This is a genomic window from Methyloversatilis discipulorum (assembly GCF_000527135.1).
GTDB lineage: Bacteria > Pseudomonadota > Gammaproteobacteria > Burkholderiales > Rhodocyclaceae > Methyloversatilis > Methyloversatilis discipulorum.
On the sequence record NZ_AZUP01000001.1, the window covers coordinates 2,291,847 to 2,311,643 of the forward strand.

The 19,797-nt window shown below is 68.4% G+C and carries 18 protein-coding genes; 4 read left to right on the forward strand and 14 right to left on the reverse strand.

All coding sequences use genetic code 11. From position 1 onward, the window contains the following. Positions 1–12 precede the first annotated feature (12 nt). Both METFAM1_RS0110570 and ccoG read left to right on the forward strand, forming a co-directional pair. Positions 13–336, forward strand: coding sequence for an antibiotic biosynthesis monooxygenase family protein (locus METFAM1_RS0110570; protein WP_019919586.1), 324 nt, complete (start codon positions 13–15; stop codon positions 334–336). Between the two features lie 117 nt (positions 337–453). Beyond that, positions 454–1,845 carry a cytochrome c oxidase accessory protein CcoG gene (gene ccoG, locus METFAM1_RS0110575; protein WP_019919587.1) on the forward strand — a complete coding sequence of 464 codons (1,392 nt, stop codon included), beginning with the start codon at positions 454–456 and terminating at the stop codon, positions 1,843–1,845. A 7-nt stretch (positions 1,846–1,852) separates the two neighbouring features. Here ccoG and METFAM1_RS0110580 read toward each other — a convergent pair whose 3' ends face one another. From METFAM1_RS0110580 to METFAM1_RS0110635, 12 genes are all read right to left on the reverse strand, one after another. Next, the gene (locus tag METFAM1_RS0110580) at positions 1,853–2,482 is read right to left on the reverse strand and encodes a PEP-CTERM sorting domain-containing protein (protein ID WP_019919588.1); all 630 of its coding nucleotides are present in this window, start codon (positions 2,480–2,482) and stop codon (positions 1,853–1,855) included. Between the two features lie 264 nt (positions 2,483–2,746). Then, positions 2,747–4,138, reverse strand: coding sequence for an aminotransferase-like domain-containing protein (locus METFAM1_RS0110585; RefSeq protein ID WP_019919589.1), 1,392 nt, complete (start codon positions 4,136–4,138; stop codon positions 2,747–2,749). Positions 4,139–4,146: 8 nt separating this feature from the next. After that, positions 4,147–5,007 carry a Pnap_2097 family protein gene (locus METFAM1_RS0110590; protein ID WP_019919590.1) on the reverse strand — a complete coding sequence of 287 codons (861 nt, stop codon included), beginning with the start codon at positions 5,005–5,007 and terminating at the stop codon, positions 4,147–4,149. Continuing rightward, positions 5,001–6,278 (reverse strand): MSMEG_0569 family flavin-dependent oxidoreductase, encoded by a 1,278-nt coding sequence (locus METFAM1_RS0110595; RefSeq protein WP_019919591.1) that lies wholly within the window; start codon positions 6,276–6,278, stop codon positions 5,001–5,003. The genes METFAM1_RS0110590 and METFAM1_RS0110595 overlap by 7 nt, the downstream gene beginning before the upstream one ends. A gap of 21 nt (positions 6,279–6,299) precedes the next feature. Then, positions 6,300–6,587 (reverse strand): MSMEG_0570 family nitrogen starvation response protein, encoded by a 288-nt coding sequence (locus tag METFAM1_RS0110600; protein WP_024300630.1) that lies wholly within the window; start codon positions 6,585–6,587, stop codon positions 6,300–6,302. A gap of 8 nt (positions 6,588–6,595) precedes the next feature. After that, positions 6,596–7,777: an MSMEG_0565 family glycosyltransferase gene (locus METFAM1_RS0110605; protein ID WP_019919593.1), complete on the reverse strand. Its 1,182-nt coding sequence runs from the start codon at positions 7,775–7,777 to the stop codon at positions 6,596–6,598. Next, positions 7,770–8,780 carry a sll0787 family AIR synthase-like protein gene (locus METFAM1_RS0110610; protein WP_019919594.1) on the reverse strand — a complete coding sequence of 337 codons (1,011 nt, stop codon included), beginning with the start codon at positions 8,778–8,780 and terminating at the stop codon, positions 7,770–7,772. The genes METFAM1_RS0110605 and METFAM1_RS0110610 overlap by 8 nt, the downstream gene beginning before the upstream one ends. Continuing rightward, positions 8,777–9,352, reverse strand: coding sequence for an MSMEG_0567/Sll0786 family nitrogen starvation N-acetyltransferase (locus tag METFAM1_RS0110615; RefSeq protein WP_019919595.1), 576 nt, complete (start codon positions 9,350–9,352; stop codon positions 8,777–8,779). Before METFAM1_RS0110615 ends, METFAM1_RS0110610 begins: the two co-directional genes overlap by 4 nt. Continuing rightward, positions 9,339–10,475, reverse strand: a complete 1,137-nt coding sequence (locus METFAM1_RS0110620) for an MSMEG_0568 family radical SAM protein (RefSeq protein WP_232419729.1) — start codon at positions 10,473–10,475, stop codon at positions 9,339–9,341. Before METFAM1_RS0110620 ends, METFAM1_RS0110615 begins: the two co-directional genes overlap by 14 nt. Continuing rightward, positions 10,396–11,433, reverse strand: coding sequence for a Nit6803 family nitrilase (locus tag METFAM1_RS0110625; protein ID WP_019919597.1), 1,038 nt, complete (start codon positions 11,431–11,433; stop codon positions 10,396–10,398). Before METFAM1_RS0110625 ends, METFAM1_RS0110620 begins: the two co-directional genes overlap by 80 nt. A gap of 244 nt (positions 11,434–11,677) precedes the next feature. Continuing rightward, positions 11,678–12,160, reverse strand: coding sequence for an MSMEG_0572/Sll0783 family nitrogen starvation response protein (locus METFAM1_RS0110630; RefSeq protein WP_019919598.1), 483 nt, complete (start codon positions 12,158–12,160; stop codon positions 11,678–11,680). Between the two features lie 346 nt (positions 12,161–12,506). Next, a complete protein-coding gene (locus METFAM1_RS0110635) occupies positions 12,507–12,710 on the reverse strand; it encodes a heavy-metal-associated domain-containing protein (protein WP_019919599.1) in 204 nt (67 codons plus the stop codon). A gap of 85 nt (positions 12,711–12,795) precedes the next feature. Between METFAM1_RS0110635 and METFAM1_RS0110640 the strand changes: the two genes are divergently transcribed. Together METFAM1_RS0110640 and METFAM1_RS0110645 are read left to right on the forward strand one after the other, a co-directional pair. Then, a complete protein-coding gene (locus tag METFAM1_RS0110640; protein WP_019919600.1) occupies positions 12,796–14,037 on the forward strand; it encodes an MgtC/SapB family protein in 1,242 nt (413 codons plus the stop codon). Positions 14,038–14,129: 92 nt separating this feature from the next. Beyond that, positions 14,130–15,971 (forward strand): ABCB family ABC transporter ATP-binding protein/permease, encoded by a 1,842-nt coding sequence (locus METFAM1_RS0110645; protein ID WP_019919601.1) that lies wholly within the window; start codon positions 14,130–14,132, stop codon positions 15,969–15,971. Positions 15,972–16,038: 67 nt separating this feature from the next. On the opposite strand, the gene xdp1 is transcribed toward METFAM1_RS0110645, so the two are convergent. Together xdp1 and prsT are read right to left on the reverse strand one after the other, a co-directional pair. Then, on the reverse strand, positions 16,039–16,815 hold the full coding sequence (xdp1, locus tag METFAM1_RS0110650; RefSeq protein WP_019919602.1) for an exosortase-dependent surface protein XDP1: 777 nt from the start codon (positions 16,813–16,815) through the stop codon (positions 16,039–16,041). Positions 16,816–16,954: 139 nt separating this feature from the next. Then, positions 16,955–19,762: an XrtA/PEP-CTERM system TPR-repeat protein PrsT gene (gene prsT, locus METFAM1_RS0110655; RefSeq protein ID WP_019919603.1), complete on the reverse strand. Its 2,808-nt coding sequence runs from the start codon at positions 19,760–19,762 to the stop codon at positions 16,955–16,957. Positions 19,763–19,797 lie beyond the last annotated feature (35 nt).

Consider the following 19,797-nt stretch of genomic DNA (forward strand, 5'->3'; position numbering starts at 1 on the left):
GAGCCATCCTTCATGTACACCTCCACCTTCACCTTCGCCAAACGCCAGTACGACGACGACTTCCACGCGCTGGACGCAGTCATCGCCGGGGTCGCCCGCTCCGTTCCCGGCTACCTCGGCGAGGAAGCCTGGGAGAACGCGCAGACCGGGCTCATTTCGAATGTCTATTACTGGGATTCGATGGACGCGCTGCAGGCGCTGATGCGGCACCCGGAGCACATCAAGGCCAAGCAGTTGCAGGGGCGCTGGCTAAAGGGCTATCAGGTGGTGATCGCGCAGGTGGTGCGCACGTACGGCGACAAGGGCATCCCGCATCCGCTCGCGTCGGTGAGCTGATCCGCATCAAGGGGCGCGACGGATTCCATCTGTACCCATTGTGATTTCACTCGGCTGAATCTGTTCCTGTCCGCCCGCGGCGGGTGTACTGCCGGCATCCCTTTCCGGAGCCTGCAGATGAACACCGATACGACGCTGGCGGGAGGCGCGGTCCGCGCTGTGCCACTCACTTTCCATCCCCGGCCGGGCACCGTGCATGCGCGTGCAGTGTCCGGCCGTTTCAACAGCTGGCGCTGGGCCATGGTGTGGCTCACCCAGCTCGTGTTCTACGGCGGCGTGTGGCTCACCTGGCGCGACGGCGACGCGGTGCGGCCGGCGCTGTGGATGGACATACCGCACGAGCGGCTCTATCTGTTCGATTGGGTGCTGTGGCCGCAGGACGCACTGCTGTTCGCCTTCGTGCTCATCGTCGCGGCGCTGGCGCTGTTCTTCGTGACCGCGCTGGCCGGACGGCTGTTCTGCGGCTTCGCCTGTCCGCAGACGGTGTACACAATGATGTTCACGTGGATCGAGGCGCGGCTCGAAGGCAAGCCGGCCGCACGCCGGGCGCTGGACGCAGCAGCCTGGGGCCCGCGCAAGGCGGCGATCAAGGGTGCCAAGCACGCGCTGTGGCTGGCGCTGGCGGCGTGGACCGCCATCACCTTCGTCGGCTACTTCACGCCGATCCGCGATCTGCTGCCGCGCCTCACCGCCTGGGACGTCGGCATGTGGGAAGGCTTCTGGCTGCTGTTCTACGCCGCCTTCACCTATCTGCAGGCCGGCTTCGCACGTGAATCGGTGTGCCAGCACATGTGCCCGTACTCGCGCTTCCAGGGCGTGATGACCGACGCGCACACGCGCCAGGTCGGCTACGACAGACTGCGCGGCGAACCGCGCGCGTCGGCGCGCAGCCGGGGTGCAGGCGACTGCGTGGACTGCGCGATCTGCGTACAGGTGTGCCCGACCGGCATCGACATCCGCAATGGCGTCCAGTACGCCTGCATCAACTGCGGTCTGTGCGTCGACGCCTGCGACACGGTGATGGACAAGGTCGGCCGCGCGCGCGGATTGATCCGCTACGCCTCCGAACACGCGCTGTCCGGGCGGGGTGCGACGGCGGTTCAGCCGCGCGTGAAGATCTACGCCGCGCTGCTCGTGCTGTTCGCCGCCCTCGGTGTGTGGCAGATGGCGAGCCGCCCTGAAGTGCGACTCGACGTGCTGCGCGACCGCGGCGTGCTGATGCGCGAAACTGCGGACGGCCGAATCGAAAACGCCTACCTGCTGAAGGTGGCCAACCTGACGCGCGAAGAGGTCGAGTACGTCGCACAGATCGACGGCGTGCCGGGTGCCACCATCGTCGGCAACGACCGCCTGCGCGTGGCGGCCAACAGCGTGGCCAGCCTGCGGCTCACCGTGTCCGCACCCGACGACGGCACGCTGCACGGCGCGCAGCCGCTGGACATCGTGGTCGCCCGACTGGGGCGGCCGGACGAAAGCGCCAGCGAGCGCAGCCGCTTCCTGTTCCGGTAGCGCCGGTTCAGCGCTCCACGGCGCGCCGGCGCATCGCCAGGAGTGCCAGTCCCGCGCCGAACATCGCCCAGCTTCCCGGTTCAGGCACGGCGACGATCTGGGCGACGAAATACGCCGGACCGTTGTAGCCGGCGCTCCAGTCCGCGTAATAGGCCCAGATCGCTTCGGCGTCGGCCGAAATGCCCTGGCGCTGACCCCAGATCTGCAGGCCGGCATTGGTTCCGAGACTTACCGGTGTCGCACCCGGCGCGCCGAAACCGCTTTCATTGACCGTCCAGTAAGCGGTGCCGGTGCTGAGGGTCTGCCCGCCGTTGGCGAACCGGAAACCTTCGCCGCTGATCGAGAAATCCCCGATGAACATGGCCGGACCGCTGAACACGTTACGCGCACGAATCAGCAGGTAGTAATCCTGCCCCGCTGCCAACGCGGCGCCCGAGAACGTCTCGCTGGAACCCCAGAGCGTGGTCTTGTCGCTGATGATTTCACTGGCGTCGGCAAGCAGGTCGGTGGACAGATAGACGGTTGCGTAATCGTCCGCCGTGTAGGTACCGGACAGGCTTGCCGCCTGCGCCGGCACGGCGGCGACGATGGAGGCCAGCAGTCCCGCGGCAACGAATACCTTGGTGGTTACGTTCATTGATGATGCTCCTCTACCGGAAAGCCACGATGCGATGGACCGCGAGCAAGAGCTGCGCCACAGCGTGCGCTGCCGGCATCACTGTCCCGCAAAAGCAATGGCTTGCGTTCACCAGGCCCCATCAATGCCATTTCTCGGACAGGTCGGTGTAAAAGCCGCCGACACGCAGAGGCCGCGACATGCTCGTCGTGTCGCCGCTCACCGCCTCTGGCTCCGCCCCGGCGCACCCTGCCCTCCAGCCTCCAGCCCCTAGTCCCCAGCCCCTCACATCACATTCGCATGCGGATGCACCGGATGTTCCAGCGTGTCGGCGATCAGGCGCAGCGCGATGTCGCAGTCTTCGCGCGACATCGGGCCGCCGAGGCAGACGCGCACGGCGTCCGGCGGGGTGCCGTCGGTGCTGAAGGCGGCGCTGGCGACGACGGCCACGCCCTGGGCGCGCAGGTGGGAGGCGAACTCGACCATGGACCCGTCGGAACTGAGCGGCAGCCAGAAGTGGAAGCCTTCCGGTTGTGCACGCAGCGCGTGTCCCGCCAGCATGCGCGCGGCCGAGGCCTGACGCGCCATCGATTCGGCGCGGATCGCCTGCAGCATGGCTTCGGCGGTGCCATCGGTAATCCAGCGCGTGGCCAGTGCGCTGGTGATCGGCGAGCACATGACCGTGGTCGCGCGCAGCGCGCCTGCCAGCCGCTCGGCCTGACGCGGGCCCGGCGCGTGCACATAGGCCGCGCGCAATCCCGCGCCGAAACACTTCGACAGACCGCCGATGTAATAGGTGAGCGCCGGCGCCAGCACCGCCAGCGGTGGCGGCACCTCGGGCGGCAACATGGCGTAGGCGTCGTCTTCGATGATGGGGATGGCGTAGCGCAGCGCGACGTCGGCCAGCGCCTCGCGCCGCGCGCGGCTGACGGTGGCGGTGGTCGGGTTCAGCAGCGTCGGATTGCAGTACAGCGCGCGCGGCTTCAGTGTCTTGCAGGCGTGCTCGAAGGCGTCGGCGCTGGGGCCGTCGTCGTCGAGCGGCAGCGCGTGCAGCTGCACGCCGAGCTGGGCGGCGATGGCCTTGATGCCCGGATAGGTCAGCGACTCGACGCAGATCGTTTCGCCCGGCCGCGCCAGCAGCGAAACGAGCGCAGTCAGCGCGCTGTGGATGCCGGGGCACACCAGCACACGCTCGGCCGCGCACAGCGGCAGCCGCTGGCGCAGCCAGTGCGCGCCGGCCACACGGTCGTCGCGGGTGCCGCCGAAATCCTGGTAGCGCAACAGATCGTTCCAGTCGGACTGCGCCATCAGCTGTCCTGCGCTGTGGCGCAGGTGGGCGAGCAAGGCGGGGTCCTGTGGCTCGGGCGGCAGGTTCATTGTCATTTCGGCTGCACTGCCGCCACGCAGCGCCATGCCCGGCGTCGAGCCGCGGACGAAGGTGCCCATGCCGGCGCGCGCGTCGATCAGCCCGCGCTTACGCGCCTCGGCGTAACCACGCGCCACCGTCGTGTAGTTCAGTTCGAGCGCGTCGGCCAGGTCGCGCAGCGCCGGCAGACGGTCGCGCGGGCTCAGCCGTCCACTGCGCACGTCCTCGGCGATGAGGTCGGCGATCAGCAGATAGGCCGGCTTGTTGCTCGACCGGATGCGCTTGAGCCAGTGCTGCGAAGTCTTGTCCATCGGGGCGTTCAGGGCAGTCGTCGTTTGCGGGTGATCAGGTCGGCGATGCGCGCGCCATCCGCGCTACGGCGCACGCGCCACCAGTGCGCGAACTCGGTGGCGTCTTCGCGCGCGGCGAGCAGTTCGACACGCACCGTCTCACCGGGATCGATGTTGCCGTAGAAATACAGTTCCCGCTCGGCGGTCAGCGCCGGGCGCAGCCCGAAGCAGGCCAGTTCGGCGCGGTCGGCCAGCGCCTGGAAGCTTGCGAAGTAGAGCAGGCCGGCGCCGTTGAAGTCGTTGTGCGGACAGGGCGTGATGTCGACCGCGCGCAGCACGCTCCCACCCGCCGCCGGCTGCAGCCCCATGCGGGCGACGCCGTCGCCGCTGCGGAACAGCCGGGCGCGCGCCTGCAGCGACAGTGCGGCGTCGGTCAAGCTGCGGTCGCCGCATTCGGGGCCTTCGACCGGCGCACGCACGATGCTGCGGTTGCTGCCGCTATCGCGCCGCACGAAAGCGGACAGCAGTTCGATGCGCGCCGCGCGCGTGTTGCCGCAGCGCAGGGTCTGCGCGCTGAAGTGCTGGGCGCGGCCGGGCGATACGGCACGTACCGTCAGCGAGAACGGCGCGTTCTCCGCCACTGCGTCGAGCTGCGCTTCGCGCAGGTGCACCGCAGTCAGCGCCGCGTAGCACTTGCGGCCGACGGCGTCGACGAAGTCCGGCACCGCCCGGCCCTGCGCACGGGCGATCGCCATCCAGTGCAGGTGGCCGCACTCCTTCAGCAGCCAGTTCTCGGCCAGGCCGTACAGCCCGAGCTGCGGCATGCCGGCGCAGTAGTGCTGCTGCAGCGCCGCCGACGACTGCAGGCGCTCAGCGCTGTCCATCAGCATGTCAGCGCCTCCGTGTCGGCGGGCTGCGCGCTGCGCCGTTCGGCGATGCGCGCCGCAATGTATTCGGCATCGCGTGCCACGCCGGAGAAGCGGCCCGAGCCCCAGGTATGCAGCCAGGGCAGGCCGAGGAAATAGAGGTCCGGCTGCTGCGTCACGCCGCGCACATGCACCGGATCGCCGCGGCCGTTGAACACCGGCGCGTCCACCCAGCGGAAGTCGGGCGAGAAGCCGATGCACCAGATGATGCTGGTGATGCCGGCGGCGACCGGATCGAGCGCCGCGCACTCGTCGCCCGGTTGCCACACCGGCTCATAGACGGACGGCGGCGGCGCATCGATGCCGCGCTCGGCGATATGTTTGTCGATGGCGGCGTTGATGCCGTTGTAGATGCGGTCGGCGCTGTCCAGCGCAGCGCGCAGGCCGGGCGCGAACTGCAGTGCGCCGTCGCGGTAGTCCTGCAGCAGGCCGTACAGCTGCATGCCTTCGAGCGCGAAGCGGCGCAGGTCGATGTCGCGCCCGCCGTCGCGGCCGGTCACGTAGTGGTTGGTGTTGTCGCGCACGCCCTCGCGCAGCGGGTGGGCGGTCACCGGCATGTCGTAGTAACCCATGTCGGCCAGCCAGTCGACGACGTCGCGGCCGCGGTAGAAGCGGGCGCAGCGCGGCGCATCCCCCACCGCCAGATGCACGGTGCGGCCGGCCAGATGCAGGTCCTCGGCGATCTGCGCGCCGGACTGACCGGAACCGACCACCAGCACCGCGCCCGGCGGCACCGCGTCGGCGTTGCGGTACTGCTCCGAGTGCAGCTGCACGATGCCGGCCGGCAGCCGCTCGGCCATGCGCGGCACGATGGGCACGTGATAGCCGCCGCTGGCCACCACCACCTGGTCGGCGGTCCAGTCGCCGGCCGAGGTCGATACGTGGAAGCCGCCATCCGGTCGCGGTGTCATGCGCTGCACCGACACGCCTTCGCGCAGCGGCGGATTCACCTTGCGGCGGAAGGCGTCGAGGTACGCATTGATCTCGTCCTTCTTCATGAAGCCGTGCGGCTCGGGGCCGTCGTAGCTGTGGCCGGGCAGCGCGCACTGCCAGTTCGGCGTGACCAGGCAGAAGTTGTCCCAGCGCTGGGTGCGCCAGACGTGCATGGCGCTGTGCTTCTCCAGCACCAGATGGTCGATGCCGGACTGCTGCAGGCAGGCGCTCATCGACAGGCCGGCCTGACCGCCGCCAACGATGATGACCGGCAGATGGGGGATGTGGGCGGGTGCGTTCATTCGGAGCTCCTCGGTGTGGCGTCAGTCGTCGAAGGCGACGACTTCGACATGGGTATTCGGGTCGTCGCCCCAGCGGGCGGCGAGCTGTTCGAGATCGGCCAGCTGGTCCATCGCGGCCGAACAGGCAAAGCCGTACTTCGCGCGCACCCGCTCGGACGCGATGTGCAGTGCTTCGCGCGCCGAGCGCATGAAGTCGGGCAGCGGATAGCGACTGCCCGGCGCGAAGTAGTCCTTGATCACCAGCGATGGCGAGTAGCAGCGGGTTTCGGTCGCGTCCGGCCAGCGGACGGTGAAGTGCATGGCGGGCATGAGGGTCCTCAGACGGTTTCGGGTTGGCGCGCTGGCGCGGCGCACAGCGCGCGGTACAGATCGACGTGGCGGGCGGCGCAGGCGGCCCAGCTGTAGCGGTGGCAGACCGGCGGCGGCGTGCGCAGCAGCGCGGCGCGGGCCGGATCGAGCGCGTGCCGCATCGCCTGCGCGATCGAGGCGGTATCGAGCGGGTCGGCCCAGCTGGCGGTGTCGTCGCCGAGGTATTCGGTGAAGGGCGCGATGCGCGAGGCGACCACCGGCGTTCCGCTGGCCAGCGCCTCCAGCACGACCAGACCGAAGCCCTCGCGGATGGACGCCATCACCAGCACGTCGGCGAGGCGGAACAGCGACGGCATGTCGGCGTCCTCGAGCGCGCCGGTGATGACGACGTCGCCGCCTGCGCCTTCGCGCAGTCCGCTGGTGCGCAGATCGTCGTTAAAGGCCTGCATGTAGTCGGCGTGATCGAGCAGGCTGGCGCCGCCGGCGATCACCAACTGCGCCTGCGGCAGCGACGGCTTGAGCAGCGCGAAGGCCTGCAGCACGCGGCGCGTGTTCTTGCGCGCCTCGATGCCGCCGACGGCGAGGAAGACCGGGCCGCCGCGCAGGCCGAGGCGCCGCGCCAACGCGGCATCGCGGGCGTCCGGCGTGCCGGTGTAGCGCGCCAGATCGACGCCGTTGCTCACGCAGTGCGCCTGCACGCCCAGTTCGTCCTGCAGGCGTTGCTGCCACAGCCGGCTCACGCACAGCACGCCGCACGCAGCCCGCACGCCTCGCGTCTGCCACGCCGCGAGCTGCGGATCGGCGAACGGATCGAGGTGATGTACGGTGCGCACGAAGCCGGCGATCAGACCGCGCTGCTGCAAGGTGGCCAGCGCGTTGGCGCCGAGACCGTCCTGTGCGTGCAGCACGTCGAAGCGGGTCTGTTCGAGGCGCGGTGCGAGGTGGTCGACGAAGGCGTCGATGCGGCGGCGGGCCATGTCGACCACGTCGGTCGCGTACGTTGCGACCGGCACCGGCTCGAAACGGCAGTCGATGCCGCGGAACAGACGCTGCCCTTCGGCGGCCGGTGCGAACACGGTCACCGCGTGGCCCTGCGCGTGCAGCGCCTGCGCCAGCTCCAGCGTGTGCACGACGCCGCCGCGCGGATTGACCGAATGCGTCAGCAGACCGATGTGCAGCCGCTCAGACATCGAGGGTCTCCCGCGGCGCACGGATGAAGGGCTCATCCTTCACGTTCCACAGCAGCGCCCGCTCGCCGCGCTGGGTCAGCCACACTTCGGGCGAGGCCGTGACGCGACCGATGCGCGCCGCCGCGATGCCGCGCGCGGCGAAGCGTTCGAGCACGCGCAGCCGGTGACGCGGACGCACCGACAGCACGTAGCCGAAGCTGGGAAAGGACAGCAGCCAGCGCAGCAGCGGCACGCCTTCGGGACGCGGCACGGTGTCGAGGTCGATCTGCGCGCCGACGCCGGAGCATTCGAGCAGCATCAGCGCACTGCCGATGGCGCCCGCCATGCTGACGTCCTTACCGGCGTCGCACAGGCCGTCTTCGGCCAGGCGCGGCAGGATTTCGATGTCGCCGCGCAGCCGCTCGGCGGGCGCGCGGGTCGACGCGTTCCAGTACGGATAGGGTTCTTCGAAGGCGCCGCGCAGGTCGACCGCGAGGATGAGGTCGTCGTCCGGCTGCGCGTCGAAACTGGTGATGAGCGTGCGCGCGCGGCCCAGTACCGCGACCGCCAGCTGGCCGCGCGCCGCGCGGTGGTTGCTGTGGCCGCCAACGATGGGCACACCGTAGCGCGCCGACGCGGCGGCAAGACCATCGAGCACCGGCTCGGAACTGTCGGCGCCGTCGCTCCACAGCGCATCGACCACGGCCAGCGGCCGGCCGCCCATTGCGCAGATGTCGCTCACGTTCACCATGACGCCGCAGTAGCCTGCGAACCACGGCATGCGCGCGACGAATTCCTCGACCAGCCCTTCGATCGCGAACAGCAGCCAGCCCTCGCCCGACGGATCGGGAATGGCGGCGCAGTCGTCGCCAACTGCCACCGCCTGCGCCATGTCGGCGACGCCGCCGGGCAGCGCGCGACCGAGCGCGGCCATCACGTCGGAAATGTCGCGCTTGTGCGCGAAACCCGGGCTGCCGCGCAGCGCGTCGGTCAGTTCGGCCAGCGTCATGGCGGGCAGCGTCATGCCGACGCTCCGGCGCTGCGCGCGACGAAGCCGGTGTAGACGTCGTAGCACGGCGGATAGTGGTCGAGTTGTGCCTGCATCAGCCAGTGCGGCCGGCCGTGCAGCGTTTCCGCCTGCAGCGGTGTCCAGTGCAGGCGACGGAACAGCGGCAGGTTCTGCGCCTGCACATGGGCGAGGAAGGTGTGGCAGCCGCGTGCGCGCGCGCTGGTCACCGCCAGGCGGATCAGCGTGGCACCAAGCCGGCCCTGGCTGCGGAAGGCCGGATGCACGGCCAGACGCGAGCCCCACCACAGACCGGGATCGCTCGCGCGGTCCTCGTGGATGCGCACGGTGCCGACCACCTGGTCCGGCATGCCGCCGACGCAGGCGAGCGCGACGATGATCTGCGCGTGCGCGTCGATGGCGTCGCGGTCGTCGCCCGGGAACACGCCCTGTTCGGCACAGAATACCGCGCGGCGCAGCCGCATTGCCTGGTCGTGCTCCCAGTCGCCGTGCGCCCACTTGATGCGGAACTCGCAGGGCGCGAAGCGCGGCGCCAGTTCGCACAGGTCCTTCGCGTCAGCCGACAGCATGGGCGACCTCCGCGCGTTCGAACGAGGACAACGACGAGCAGGCGCCGCACTTGCCGCAACCGGCCTTGATGTCGGCAGAGCGCAGGCCGGCGGCCGACACCCGTTCGCCGAGCGGCGCCAGTATCGAGCGCATGAATTCGGGCGACGGCGCCGGATGGTCTTCCAGCGGCGTGCCGCTGATCGGCACGAAGGGCACGACGAAGGGATAGACGCCGAGCGCGATGAGTTGCGCGCTCATGTCGAGGATGGCCTCTTTCGTGTCGCCCAGCCCGGCCAGGATGTAGCTGCTCACCTGGCCGCGGCCGAACACCTCGACCGCCGCCGCGAACGCGTCCATATAGCGCGCGAGCGGCACCGTGGCCTTGCCCGGCATAAGCTGTTCGCGCAGCGCCGGCGTCACCACTTCGAGGTGCATGCCCAGCGTATCGATGCCTGCGGCTTTCATCCGCGCGAACCAGCGGTCATCGTCCGGCGGTTCGCACTGGCCCTGTATCGGCAGGTCGACGGCGGCGCGCACCGCGAACGCCGAATCGCACAGCACCTGCGCGCCGCGGTCCGGCGTGGCCGGCGTGCCGGTGGTCATGACCATGTGCTTGACGCCGTCGAGCAGCACCGCGGCACGCGCGACCTCGGCCAGCTGTTCCGGCGTCTTGTGCGCGATGGTGCGTCCGGCCGCCAGCGACTGGCCGATCGAACAGAACTTGCAGGCCTTGCGCCGGCTCTCGTAACGGATGCAGGTCTGCAGCACCGTGGTCGCCAGCACGTCGGCGCCGTGCAGCGTGGCGATGTGCGAGTACGGAATGCCATCGAAGGTCTGCAGCGCATAGAAGCGCGGCTGCTTCGGAAAGCTGGCCAGCGCGATCGGGATGTGACCGCGGCGGATCTGTACGCGGCCGTCGGCGTCCGGCGCGTCGGCGCTGAAGGGAGATTCGAAGGCGCTGCCGGTATGCACCGGCACCATGATGGTGACGCCATCGACTGTGACCGCCTTGTGGTCGGACGGCCCGGCGCCGCCGCGGCGGCTGGGCGCGCCGGCTTTCGGATCAGCCAGTCGCAAGCCGTACGACTGCAGCTCCGTCATCAGTTGCCGGCTGGAGGCGTCGGGGGTCGTGATCGTGCTCATCGGCAGTGCTCCGGGGTGAGGTGTCGTGCAGGGCGACCGTCGTCGTGGCTGGCCGGTCGTTGATGGCGAGGCTCAGCAGTTCCGGCCGCGCGTAATGGCCGACCGAATCCATCATGCGTTTGCGCTTGGTCACCAGCGCCATGTCGAGATCGGCCACCACCATGCCTTCGCCCTCGGTCAGCGGCGGCGCCAGATGCACACCTTCCGGTGACACGATGGCGGTGTGGCAGCCGCCGCGCAGCGCGCGCTGCAGCGTCGCGTCCGGCGTGATGGACTGGATCTGTTCGTCGCTGAGCCAGCCGGTCGAATTGATGACGAAGCAGCCGGATTCCAGCGCGTGGTGGCGGATGGTCACTTCCATCTGGTCGGCGAAGATCTGGCCGACCATCGATCCCGGAAACTGGGCGCAGTGGATCTCTTCGTGCTGGGTCATCAGCGCATAGCGCGCCAGCGGGTTGTAGTGCTCCCAGCAGGCGAGCGCGCCGAGCCGGCCGACGGCAGTGTCGACCACCTTCAGCCCGGCGGCGTCGCCCTGCCCCCACACCATGCGTTCGTGATAGGTCGGCGTGATCTTGCGACGCTTGAGCGCGAGGCGGCCGTCGGCGTCGAACACCAGCTGCGTGTTGTACAGGCTGCCGTGGTCGCGCTCGTTCACGCCGAGCACCACGACAACACCGCGCGACTTCGCCTTCTCCGCGACCGCCTGTGTGACAGGCCCAGGCACCGTCACCGCCCGTTCATACAGCTTCAGATGGTCGGCGCCCATCTGCACCGGCGGCCGTACGAAGGAGAAGTACGGGTAATAGGGAACGAAGGTTTCCGGGAACACGGCAAGCGTCGCGCCGCGGTCCGCCGCCTCGTCGATCGCCGCCAGCACGCGGGCCAGCGTGCCGTCGGCGGATTCGAGATCGGGCGCGATCTGGATGGCGGCAGCGCGCACGATGCGCGGCGCGCTCATGACCGGCGCTCCGCTGCACTGCCGGACACCCGGACCGGACGATGCTTGCCCGCACGCCCCCATGGCCAGGCGCCGGCTGTCTGCGTCGCCCTGCGCGGGGTCGCCGTGCCGACCGCAGGCGTGGCGGAGCCCCAGGGCCAGGCTGCAGCCTCAGCCGATGCAGCCGGCGGCGCGACATCGCGCCGCGCGAGCGGCAGCACGCCGCAGGCATGCCGCGCGCCGAAGAACGAGCGGGCACCCATGATCACAGCGTCCAGGTGTCGAGGATGAAGGCGTTGTCCTTGCGATGCAGCAGGATCAGATCCAGCACGTCGAGCGGATTGATCGGACGGATGCCTTCGATCAGCGACCCTTCGCCGTGGCCGTACAGCGCCTGCAACGCAAAGCGGCACGCATAGACCTTGCCGCCCTCCTCGATGAACTTCTCGATCTGCTTGTTGAAGTTCTGGTGCCCGGGGAAGGCTTCGTCGCCCAGCGTCGGGAAGCCGCGCTTGACGCCCAGCGTGACGCCCGGGCCGTACAGCAGCACCGAGGTGTCGAAGCCCTTGCGCTTCAGGCGGGTGGCCTGCAGCAGATTGACGAAGCCGATCGAACCTTCGAAGGCGACGGTGTGGAAGGTGACCAGAGCCTTCTCGCCCGGCTCGGCCTTCACGTCCTCGAACACCTTCTCTTCGTAATCGACCAGGAATTCGCCCTTCTCGTTGGCGGGGCGGGTGACTTTGGGCATGGCAATCTCCGGTGGTGGTATGCGATCAGGAATGCGGCGCCCGGAACATCGACTGTCCTTCAGGCGCTCGTCTCCCCATTCGCATACGCCGTGCCACCGGCGTCCCGGACGAGTGCGATCAATGTGCGATCAATGGATGCACATGCCGCCTTGCGGCCGCACGCATCTCGCACGGGTGTGTAAAAACCCTTTTCAAAGCATGGATTTAAAGGCCCGATCGCGCACCGGAATGAAGCACGCGGATGCGATCAATGCACCCGATCATTGGCGATCTGCCGGCTGCGGAGGCGGCCCGACCCCTGTCCGACGCGCATCGGGCGACGGCGCAGCGGCCGTGCCGGGTGCGCTACTTCAGCGCGTAGCCCTCGTCTTCCAGCACCTGCCGGATATCGGCTTCGCTGACCAGCGGGCTGTGCTCGACACTGACGGTGCCGGTCGCCAGCGCGACCTCCACCATGTTGATGCCCGGCAGTTCGTGGATCACGTTGGTGATTTCATGGACGCAGTCCTCGCTTTCGAGGCCATCTACGGTGATCAGGGTGGTGTGCATGGGCAGGGTCTCCGCTTCATTGGACGGCCGGAGTCCGGCGCGCCGTCGGGTAAGGTAATGGTATGAGCACATTCCATCCTCCGCCATGCCCGCCGACATCGATCCGCGGCTGACCGGCCTGGCCGCCGCACTGGGCATCGGCCTGCTGATCGGCATCGAACGCGAACGTCGCAAGGGCGAGGGCCCGGCGCGTGCCGCCGCCGGGCTGCGCACCTTCACGCTGGCTTCGCTGCTGGGCGCGCTCGCCATGCTGCTCGGCGGCGGCGCGACGCTGGCCGTACTGGCTGCGGTGGTCGGCGCGCTGGCCATCGTGTCCTACCGCCGCTCGCGTGACGACGATCCGGGCCTCACCACAGAAATCGCGCTGGTGCTCACCTTCATGCTCGGTGCGCTGGCCATGCACGACGCGCGTCTGGCGATCGGCATCGGTGTGCTGGTCGCCATCGCGCTGGCGGCGCGCAGCCAGTTGCATCGCTTCGTCGTGCGTGTGCTGTCGGAGCAGGAAGTGCATGACGGGCTGCTGCTGGCCGCCGCGGCGCTGGTCATCCTGCCGCTGGTACCGGACCGCATGGTCGATCCGCTCGGAGCGATCAACCCGCGCACCTTGTGGACGCTGGCGGTACTGATGATGGCGATCAACGCCTGCGGCCACATTGCGCTGCGCGCCGCGGGTCCCGCGCTCGGTCTCAGTTTCGCCGGCTTCGCCTCGGGCTTCGTGTCGAGCACCGCCACCATCGCTGCCATGGGCGCGGAGGCGCGGCGCAATCCCTTGCTGCGCGCAGGCGCCGTGTCGGGCGCCGTGCTGTCGTCGCTGGCGACCGTGGTCTATCTCGCGCTGTTGCTGGCGGCCACCAGTCCGGCGGTGCTGCGGGCGATGGCGCCGCCCTTGCTGGCGGCCGGCGTCGCCGCCGCCGGCTACGGTCTGCTGATCGCGCTGCGCAGCGTACGCGCGCACAACGGCGATACGCCGCCGCCCGGCCGTCCCTTCAATCCGCGACTGGCGCTGCTGTTTGCCGCCACGATGGGCGTACTTCTGCTGCTGACCGCCTTCCTGACCGACCGCTATGGCACCGGCGGCGCAGGCATCGCCGCCGCGCTGGCCGGCTTCGCCGACGCCCATTCCGCCTCGGCAGCGGTGGCCTCTCTGCAGGCGTCGGGACGCATTACCGCCGACCAGGCCGTACTGCCGGTCCTGGCGGCCTTCACCACCAACGCGTGCAGCAAGCTCATCGTCGCCACCACCACCGGCGACCGCGCCTTCGCGCTGCAGGTCGTCCCGGGCGTGCTGCTGTCGGTGGGCGCCGCCTGGCTCACCATGTTGATCTGACCGGCAGGCGGGCCACGCGGTCTGCTCGCGCGGGGTGCGTGCCTCGGTGGTGAATTCCCTTCAGCCGGCCCGGCAGCCCGTAGAATCCGCGCATGAGACGATCCGCCACTGCCCCCCTGCCCGCTGCAACCGTACCGGGCGCCCGCCGCCGCGATTCAGAAACCATCCGCAACCTGCTGCCTTACCTGTGGGCCTACAAGTGGCGGGTGCTGATCGCGCTCGCCTGCCTGGTGCTGGCCAAGGGCTCGAACGTCGCGGTGCCACTGGTGTTCAAGCAGGTCATCGACGCGCTGGCGCCGGCCGCCGCCAGCAGCCGCGCCGCGCTCGAAGCGGCGCCGCTGCTGGTGCCGCTGGGCCTGCTGGCCGCCTACGGCGCGCTGCGCTTCTCCACCTCGATGCTGACCGAACTGCGGGAGATCGTGTTTTCGCGCGTCACCCAGCAGGCGGTGCGCCGTATCTCGTTGCAGGTGTTCCGCCACCTGCACGCGCTGTCGCTGCGCTTCCATCTGGAGCGCCAGACCGGCGGCCTGACGCGCGACATCGAGCGCGGCACGCGGGCGATCGGCTCGCTGATCAGCTACACGCTGTACTCCATCCTGCCGACGCTGGTCGAGATCGGGCTGGTGCTGAGCATCCTCGCCGTGAAGTACGAAGCGAGCTTCGCGCTGATCACCTTCGTCACGCTGGCGCTCTACATCACCTTCACCGTCACCGTCACCAACTGGCGCACGACGATACGACGCGAGGCGAACGAACTGGACTCGGCCGCCAATACGCGGGCCATCGACAGCCTGCTCAATTACGAAACGGTGAAGTACTTCAACAACGAGGAATTCGAGGCGCGCCGCTACGACGAGCAGCTCATCCGCTGGCAGCGCGCACAGGAGCGCAGTCAGGTGTCGCTGTCCTGGCTCAACATGGGCCAGGCCTTCATCATCGCCATCGGCGTCACGCTGATGATGTGGCGGGCCACGGTCGGCGTCGCCGAGGGTCGCATGACCATCGGCGACATCGTGCTGGTCAATGCCTTCATGATCCAGCTCTACATTCCGCTGAACTTCCTCGGCGTGCTGTACCGCGAAATCCGTCAGTCGCTGACCGACATCGAGCGCATGTTCGCGCTGATGGAAACGCACCGCGAGGTCGCCGACGCGCCGGACGCGCTGACGCTGGCCGACGGTCCGTGCGAAGTGCGCTTCCAGCAGGTGAACTTCGGCTATGAGCCAGCGCGGCAGATCCTGCACGACGTCGACTTCACGATACCGGCCGGCCATCGCGTCGCCGTCGTGGGCCACTCGGGCTCCGGAAAGTCGACGCTGGCGCGGCTGCTCTACCGCTTCTACGACGTGGCCGAGGGCAGCGGTCGCATCACGATCAACGGCACCGACATCCGCCAGCTCACGCAGGACAGCCTGCGCGGCGCCATCGGCATCGTTCCGCAGGACACGGTGCTGTTCAACGACAGCATCCACTACAACATCCAGTACGGCCGGGTGACGGCGTCCGCCGCCGAGGTCGAGGCCGCCAGCCGCGCCGCGCAGTTGCACGACTTCGTACAGAAGCTGCCGGACGGCTATGCAACCAAGGTGGGCGAGCGCGGGTTGAAGCTGTCGGGCGGCGAGAAGCAGCGGGTGGCCATCGCCCGCGCGCTGCTGAAGAACCCGCCGATACTGATCTTCGACGAAGCCACTTCGGCGCTCGACTCGAAGACCGAACAGGCGATCCAGGGTCAGCTCGAACAGGTGGCACGCGGCCATACGACGCTCATCATCGCGCACCGCCTGTCCACGATCATGGATGCAGACCAGATCCTGGTCATGGACGCCGGCCGCATCATCGAACGCGGCAGCCACGGCGAGCTGCTGGCGCTGGATGGCGCCTATGCGCAGATGTGGGCCCTGCAGGCACAGGAAGAAGACGGCACCACGCTCTGACCACGCAGAAGCCAGGGCGAAAAAAAACCGCGCCGAAGCGCGGTTTTTCAGATGCGGGGAGGACCGCTCAGGCGGCCTTGCGACGACGCACGGCGATCATGCCTGCCAGTGCGGTGCCGATCAGCGCCAGCGAAGCCGGTTCCGGAACGGCCGGCGGCGGCGTGTTCGGCTTGGTCGTAGCGGTCACGCCAGCCAGCTTGATGTAGTCCTTGTAGTCCGACGACGAACCCGGCGTCACCAGCCAGTAGCGCGAGTAGGTACCGTTGGTCGTGACACGCGGGTCGCTGTTGCCGGTGAAGTCGCCGATCTTGGTCCAGCCGGTCAGCGTCGAGTAGGTCTTGCCCATGACCGTGCTGTTGATGTCCGCCACCGAGGCGCCGGTGTAGGCGTACACGGTGATGTCGGAATCGCCGCTGAACCAGCCGATATCGACCAGATTGAGGTTCATTTCCGATCCGAACGAGAACAGCATGCCTTCCATCGCGCCCTCGTTGTCCATCGCATGGTCGGGATAGGTCGCGTAGCCGGAGTTGTCGACTTCGTTGTTCCACGACGAATCGCGGCTGGTCATGCCGAGACCGCTGCTGCCCTGATAGGTCAGGTAGGCGCGTTCGATCGTTGAACTGGACGCGGTGTTGGCGAAACCCTGGATATTCACCGACTGGCCTGCGCCGTTGGTGTAGTTCATCGACGAGTACTCGGTGACGTTCGAGCCGAAACCACTGGCGCCGACATGCGAGGTCGCGGTCGAGGTGAACGACCAGCTGTACTGCGCCGCCGAGGCAGCACCGGCAAAACCCGCGATCATCACGGCGCCGATTGCATTGATCAGTTTCTTGTTCATTGTCTTTCCTTGGTCAGAAGGGGACATTGCTGTCTTGTCCCCTTCTTAGCAATTTCAGGGCCAGAAGTATTTATCTCTTAAAAAACAACAGCCTGAAGACTGTGAAAATGTGTGCTGTAAATTATTTCGACAAGATGTTTCATCGCTTGCCCAGTTCGCCGCGCAGAGCTCTGGCCTTGTCGGCATCGGGGAAGCTCCGTCCCGACTGCAGCGCGGCGTCGAGCTCCTGCACAGCCTCTGCCGCACGACCGGTCTTGGCGAGCACCCAGGCCAGGTGATAGCGGACTTCCGGATTCTGCGGACTGCGCAGCCGCGCTTCGCGCAGATGCTTGAGGGCGGCGTCGGTCTGCCCCTTCTGCGCCAGTATCCAGCCCAGCGTGTCGAGTACCAGCGGGTCGGCCGGCGCCAGCTTGAACGCGCGCTCTGCCGTCTGTTGCGCAGCAGCATCCTTGGTCTGCCACTGCAGATTGGCCAGGTTGTTCAGAACGGGCGCCGATTCCCCGCCGATCTTCAGTACGGTTTCGAGCGTCGCCTTCGCCTCGCGCAGAAGTCCGGCATCGGTCTGCGCCTGCGACAGCAGCAGCTTGAACGCCAGATCGCGCGGGCGCTCCTTGACCAGGGCCTCCACCGCCCCCCGTCCCTGAGCCATGGTGCCGGCGCGGCGATGCGCTTCGTAAAGCCCCCCCGCCAGCTCGACACCGCCGCCCTTGGCCAGTCCGTTGCGGTAGTGCGTGATTGCGTTCTGCCACTGGCTGCGCGCCATCGCGACGTCGCCCGCCAGCCGGAACACCTCGGGTGGTGGGGCCGGTGATTTGAGCAGTTCCTGCGCACGCACCTCCGCCTTCTCGAGCTGGCCTTCGGCCAGCATCTGCTCGCCCTGCATGATGCGGGCGGGCAGATAGGTGGGGTCGCCCTGCAAGGCCTTCTCGAGACTGTAGGTCGCACCGGCCGGATTGCCGGCCATGCGCTGCAGCTGGGCGATGCGGTACTGGGCCGACGGATCGAAATCTGCAACACGCGTCATCGACGTCAGTGTGGCGCGGGCGCCAGCGGCGTCGCCGCGCGCCAGTTGCACGCGGGCCAGCGCGGCCTGGATGGCCAGATAGCCCGGCTGTCCCTGACTGATGCCCTTGGCCGCCTCAAGCGCCTTGTCCGACGCACCGGTCTGCAGATAGAGCTCGATCAGCGCGACATGACCTTCGACATGGTTGCGGTGCTTGTCGTGCAGCGTTTCGAGTCCGCGCAGCGCATCCGCGGTGCGACCGGTCGCGGCGTCGAGCATGGCCTTCTCGTAGAGCGCCGATGCGCTGTTGGGTCTTTCCTTGATCAGCGCGTCGAGGCGTGCGCGCGCCTGATCGGGCTTGCCTTCGGCGATCTCCAGCTTCGCCAGGTTCAGTTTCACACTGTCGAAGTTGCGGTCGGCGGCAAGCGCCTTGTCGTAGGCCTTGCGCGCACCGGCGAAGTCGCCGGCCGCTGCGCGCGACACGCCGAGCAGGTTCAGCGCGGCCAGATTGTCCGGCTCGCGCTTGACCACCGCTTCCATCAGTTCGACCGCCTTGCGTGGCTGGCTGTCGCGCAAGGCAACAAGCGCAAGTGCGGTGCTGGCGCGCGCCTGACCGGGGTCCTGCTTGAGCACGCTACGCAGTTGTTCAACCCCGAGCGCCGTCTGCTTGGCGTCGATCAGGCTCAGTCCGAGCGAGGTCTGTGTCTGCGACGAAGCGCCGAGCTTGGCCGCCTGCTCCAGCAGTTCGGTCGCCTGCTGATGGCGTTTCAGGCGACTGTAGGCGCTGGCCATCAGCGTCAGCACTTCCGGATCGCGCGCCCCCGCCGTGGTACGCATCAGCGGTTCGAGCGTCGATACGGCCGCGGCCGCTTCGCCCATTGCGATCTGCAGCGAGGCCAGAGGCTTGCGCGCTGCCATCTGCGACGGGAAGAAGCGGATGTGCAGTTCGAAGTACTCCTTTGCCTTGACCGCTCCGCCCAGGCTGAGGTGCGACAGGCCGGCGATCAGTGCCAGATGGGAGCGGCTGGTCAGGACGGAGCGCGGCAGCGGATCAATCAGTCCGACCACCTCGCCCAGCAGCTTCTGCGCTGCCGCGCGATCGCCCTCCGATTCCGCGATCACGGCGCGCAGATAGGCCGACCGCGGTTCACTGGGATCGGCCTTGGACAGCGCCAGCAGCGACTGCTTCGCCTCGGGCATGCGCCCGAGGTCCATCAGTACCGAGCTGCGGCCTAGCAGCGCTTCGCTGTTGTCGGAGGCAAGCTGCAATGCGCGGTCGTAATGCGACAGCGCCAACGGCAGTTGCGCTGTCGCGTAAGCGACGGCGGCACGCATGCCCCAGGCGTCGGAATCGTCGGGCGCCATGGTGGTCGCCTGTTCCGCCAGGGTGGCCGCCTCGGCCGGGCGCCCGGCCTGCAGCGCGATGCGCGATTCCATGACCACCGCCGAAGCGGAGGCCGGGTTCATCGCGCGCGCCTCGCGCACCGTCGACAGGGCCTGCGGATACTGCCCCAGCTCCAGGTAAGCCTTGGCGCGCAGCACCGTCAGTTCGTAGCGGATACCGGGCGGCAGATCGTCCGGCGACAGCGTGTCGATCACTTCCTTCTGGCGCCCGATCGCGACCAGCAGGGTCGCCAGCGGCACGATGTACTCGGCACGCGACACGCCGCGCTGGCGCGCCTCGTTCAGTGCCACCTCGGCCGCGGCGTAATCCCCTTTGCGCAGCGCCGCCCGTCCCATGAGCATGTGCGCTGCCAGGAACCCGGGGTCGGCCTTCAGTGCGTTCTTGAGCTGGATGATGGCGCCGGCGTCATCCTTCTTCTCGAAGCGGATTAGGGCGTCTTCGTAGTAGCGGCTGGCACCATCGGCCGCCGGCACCGATCCGGCGCCGAGCAGGCCGGCAGTGAACAGCGCGACGACGAGGGAGGAGCGGAAGCGGGTCATGGGCGGCTGTCGATGTGAACAGACGCCGGAGTATA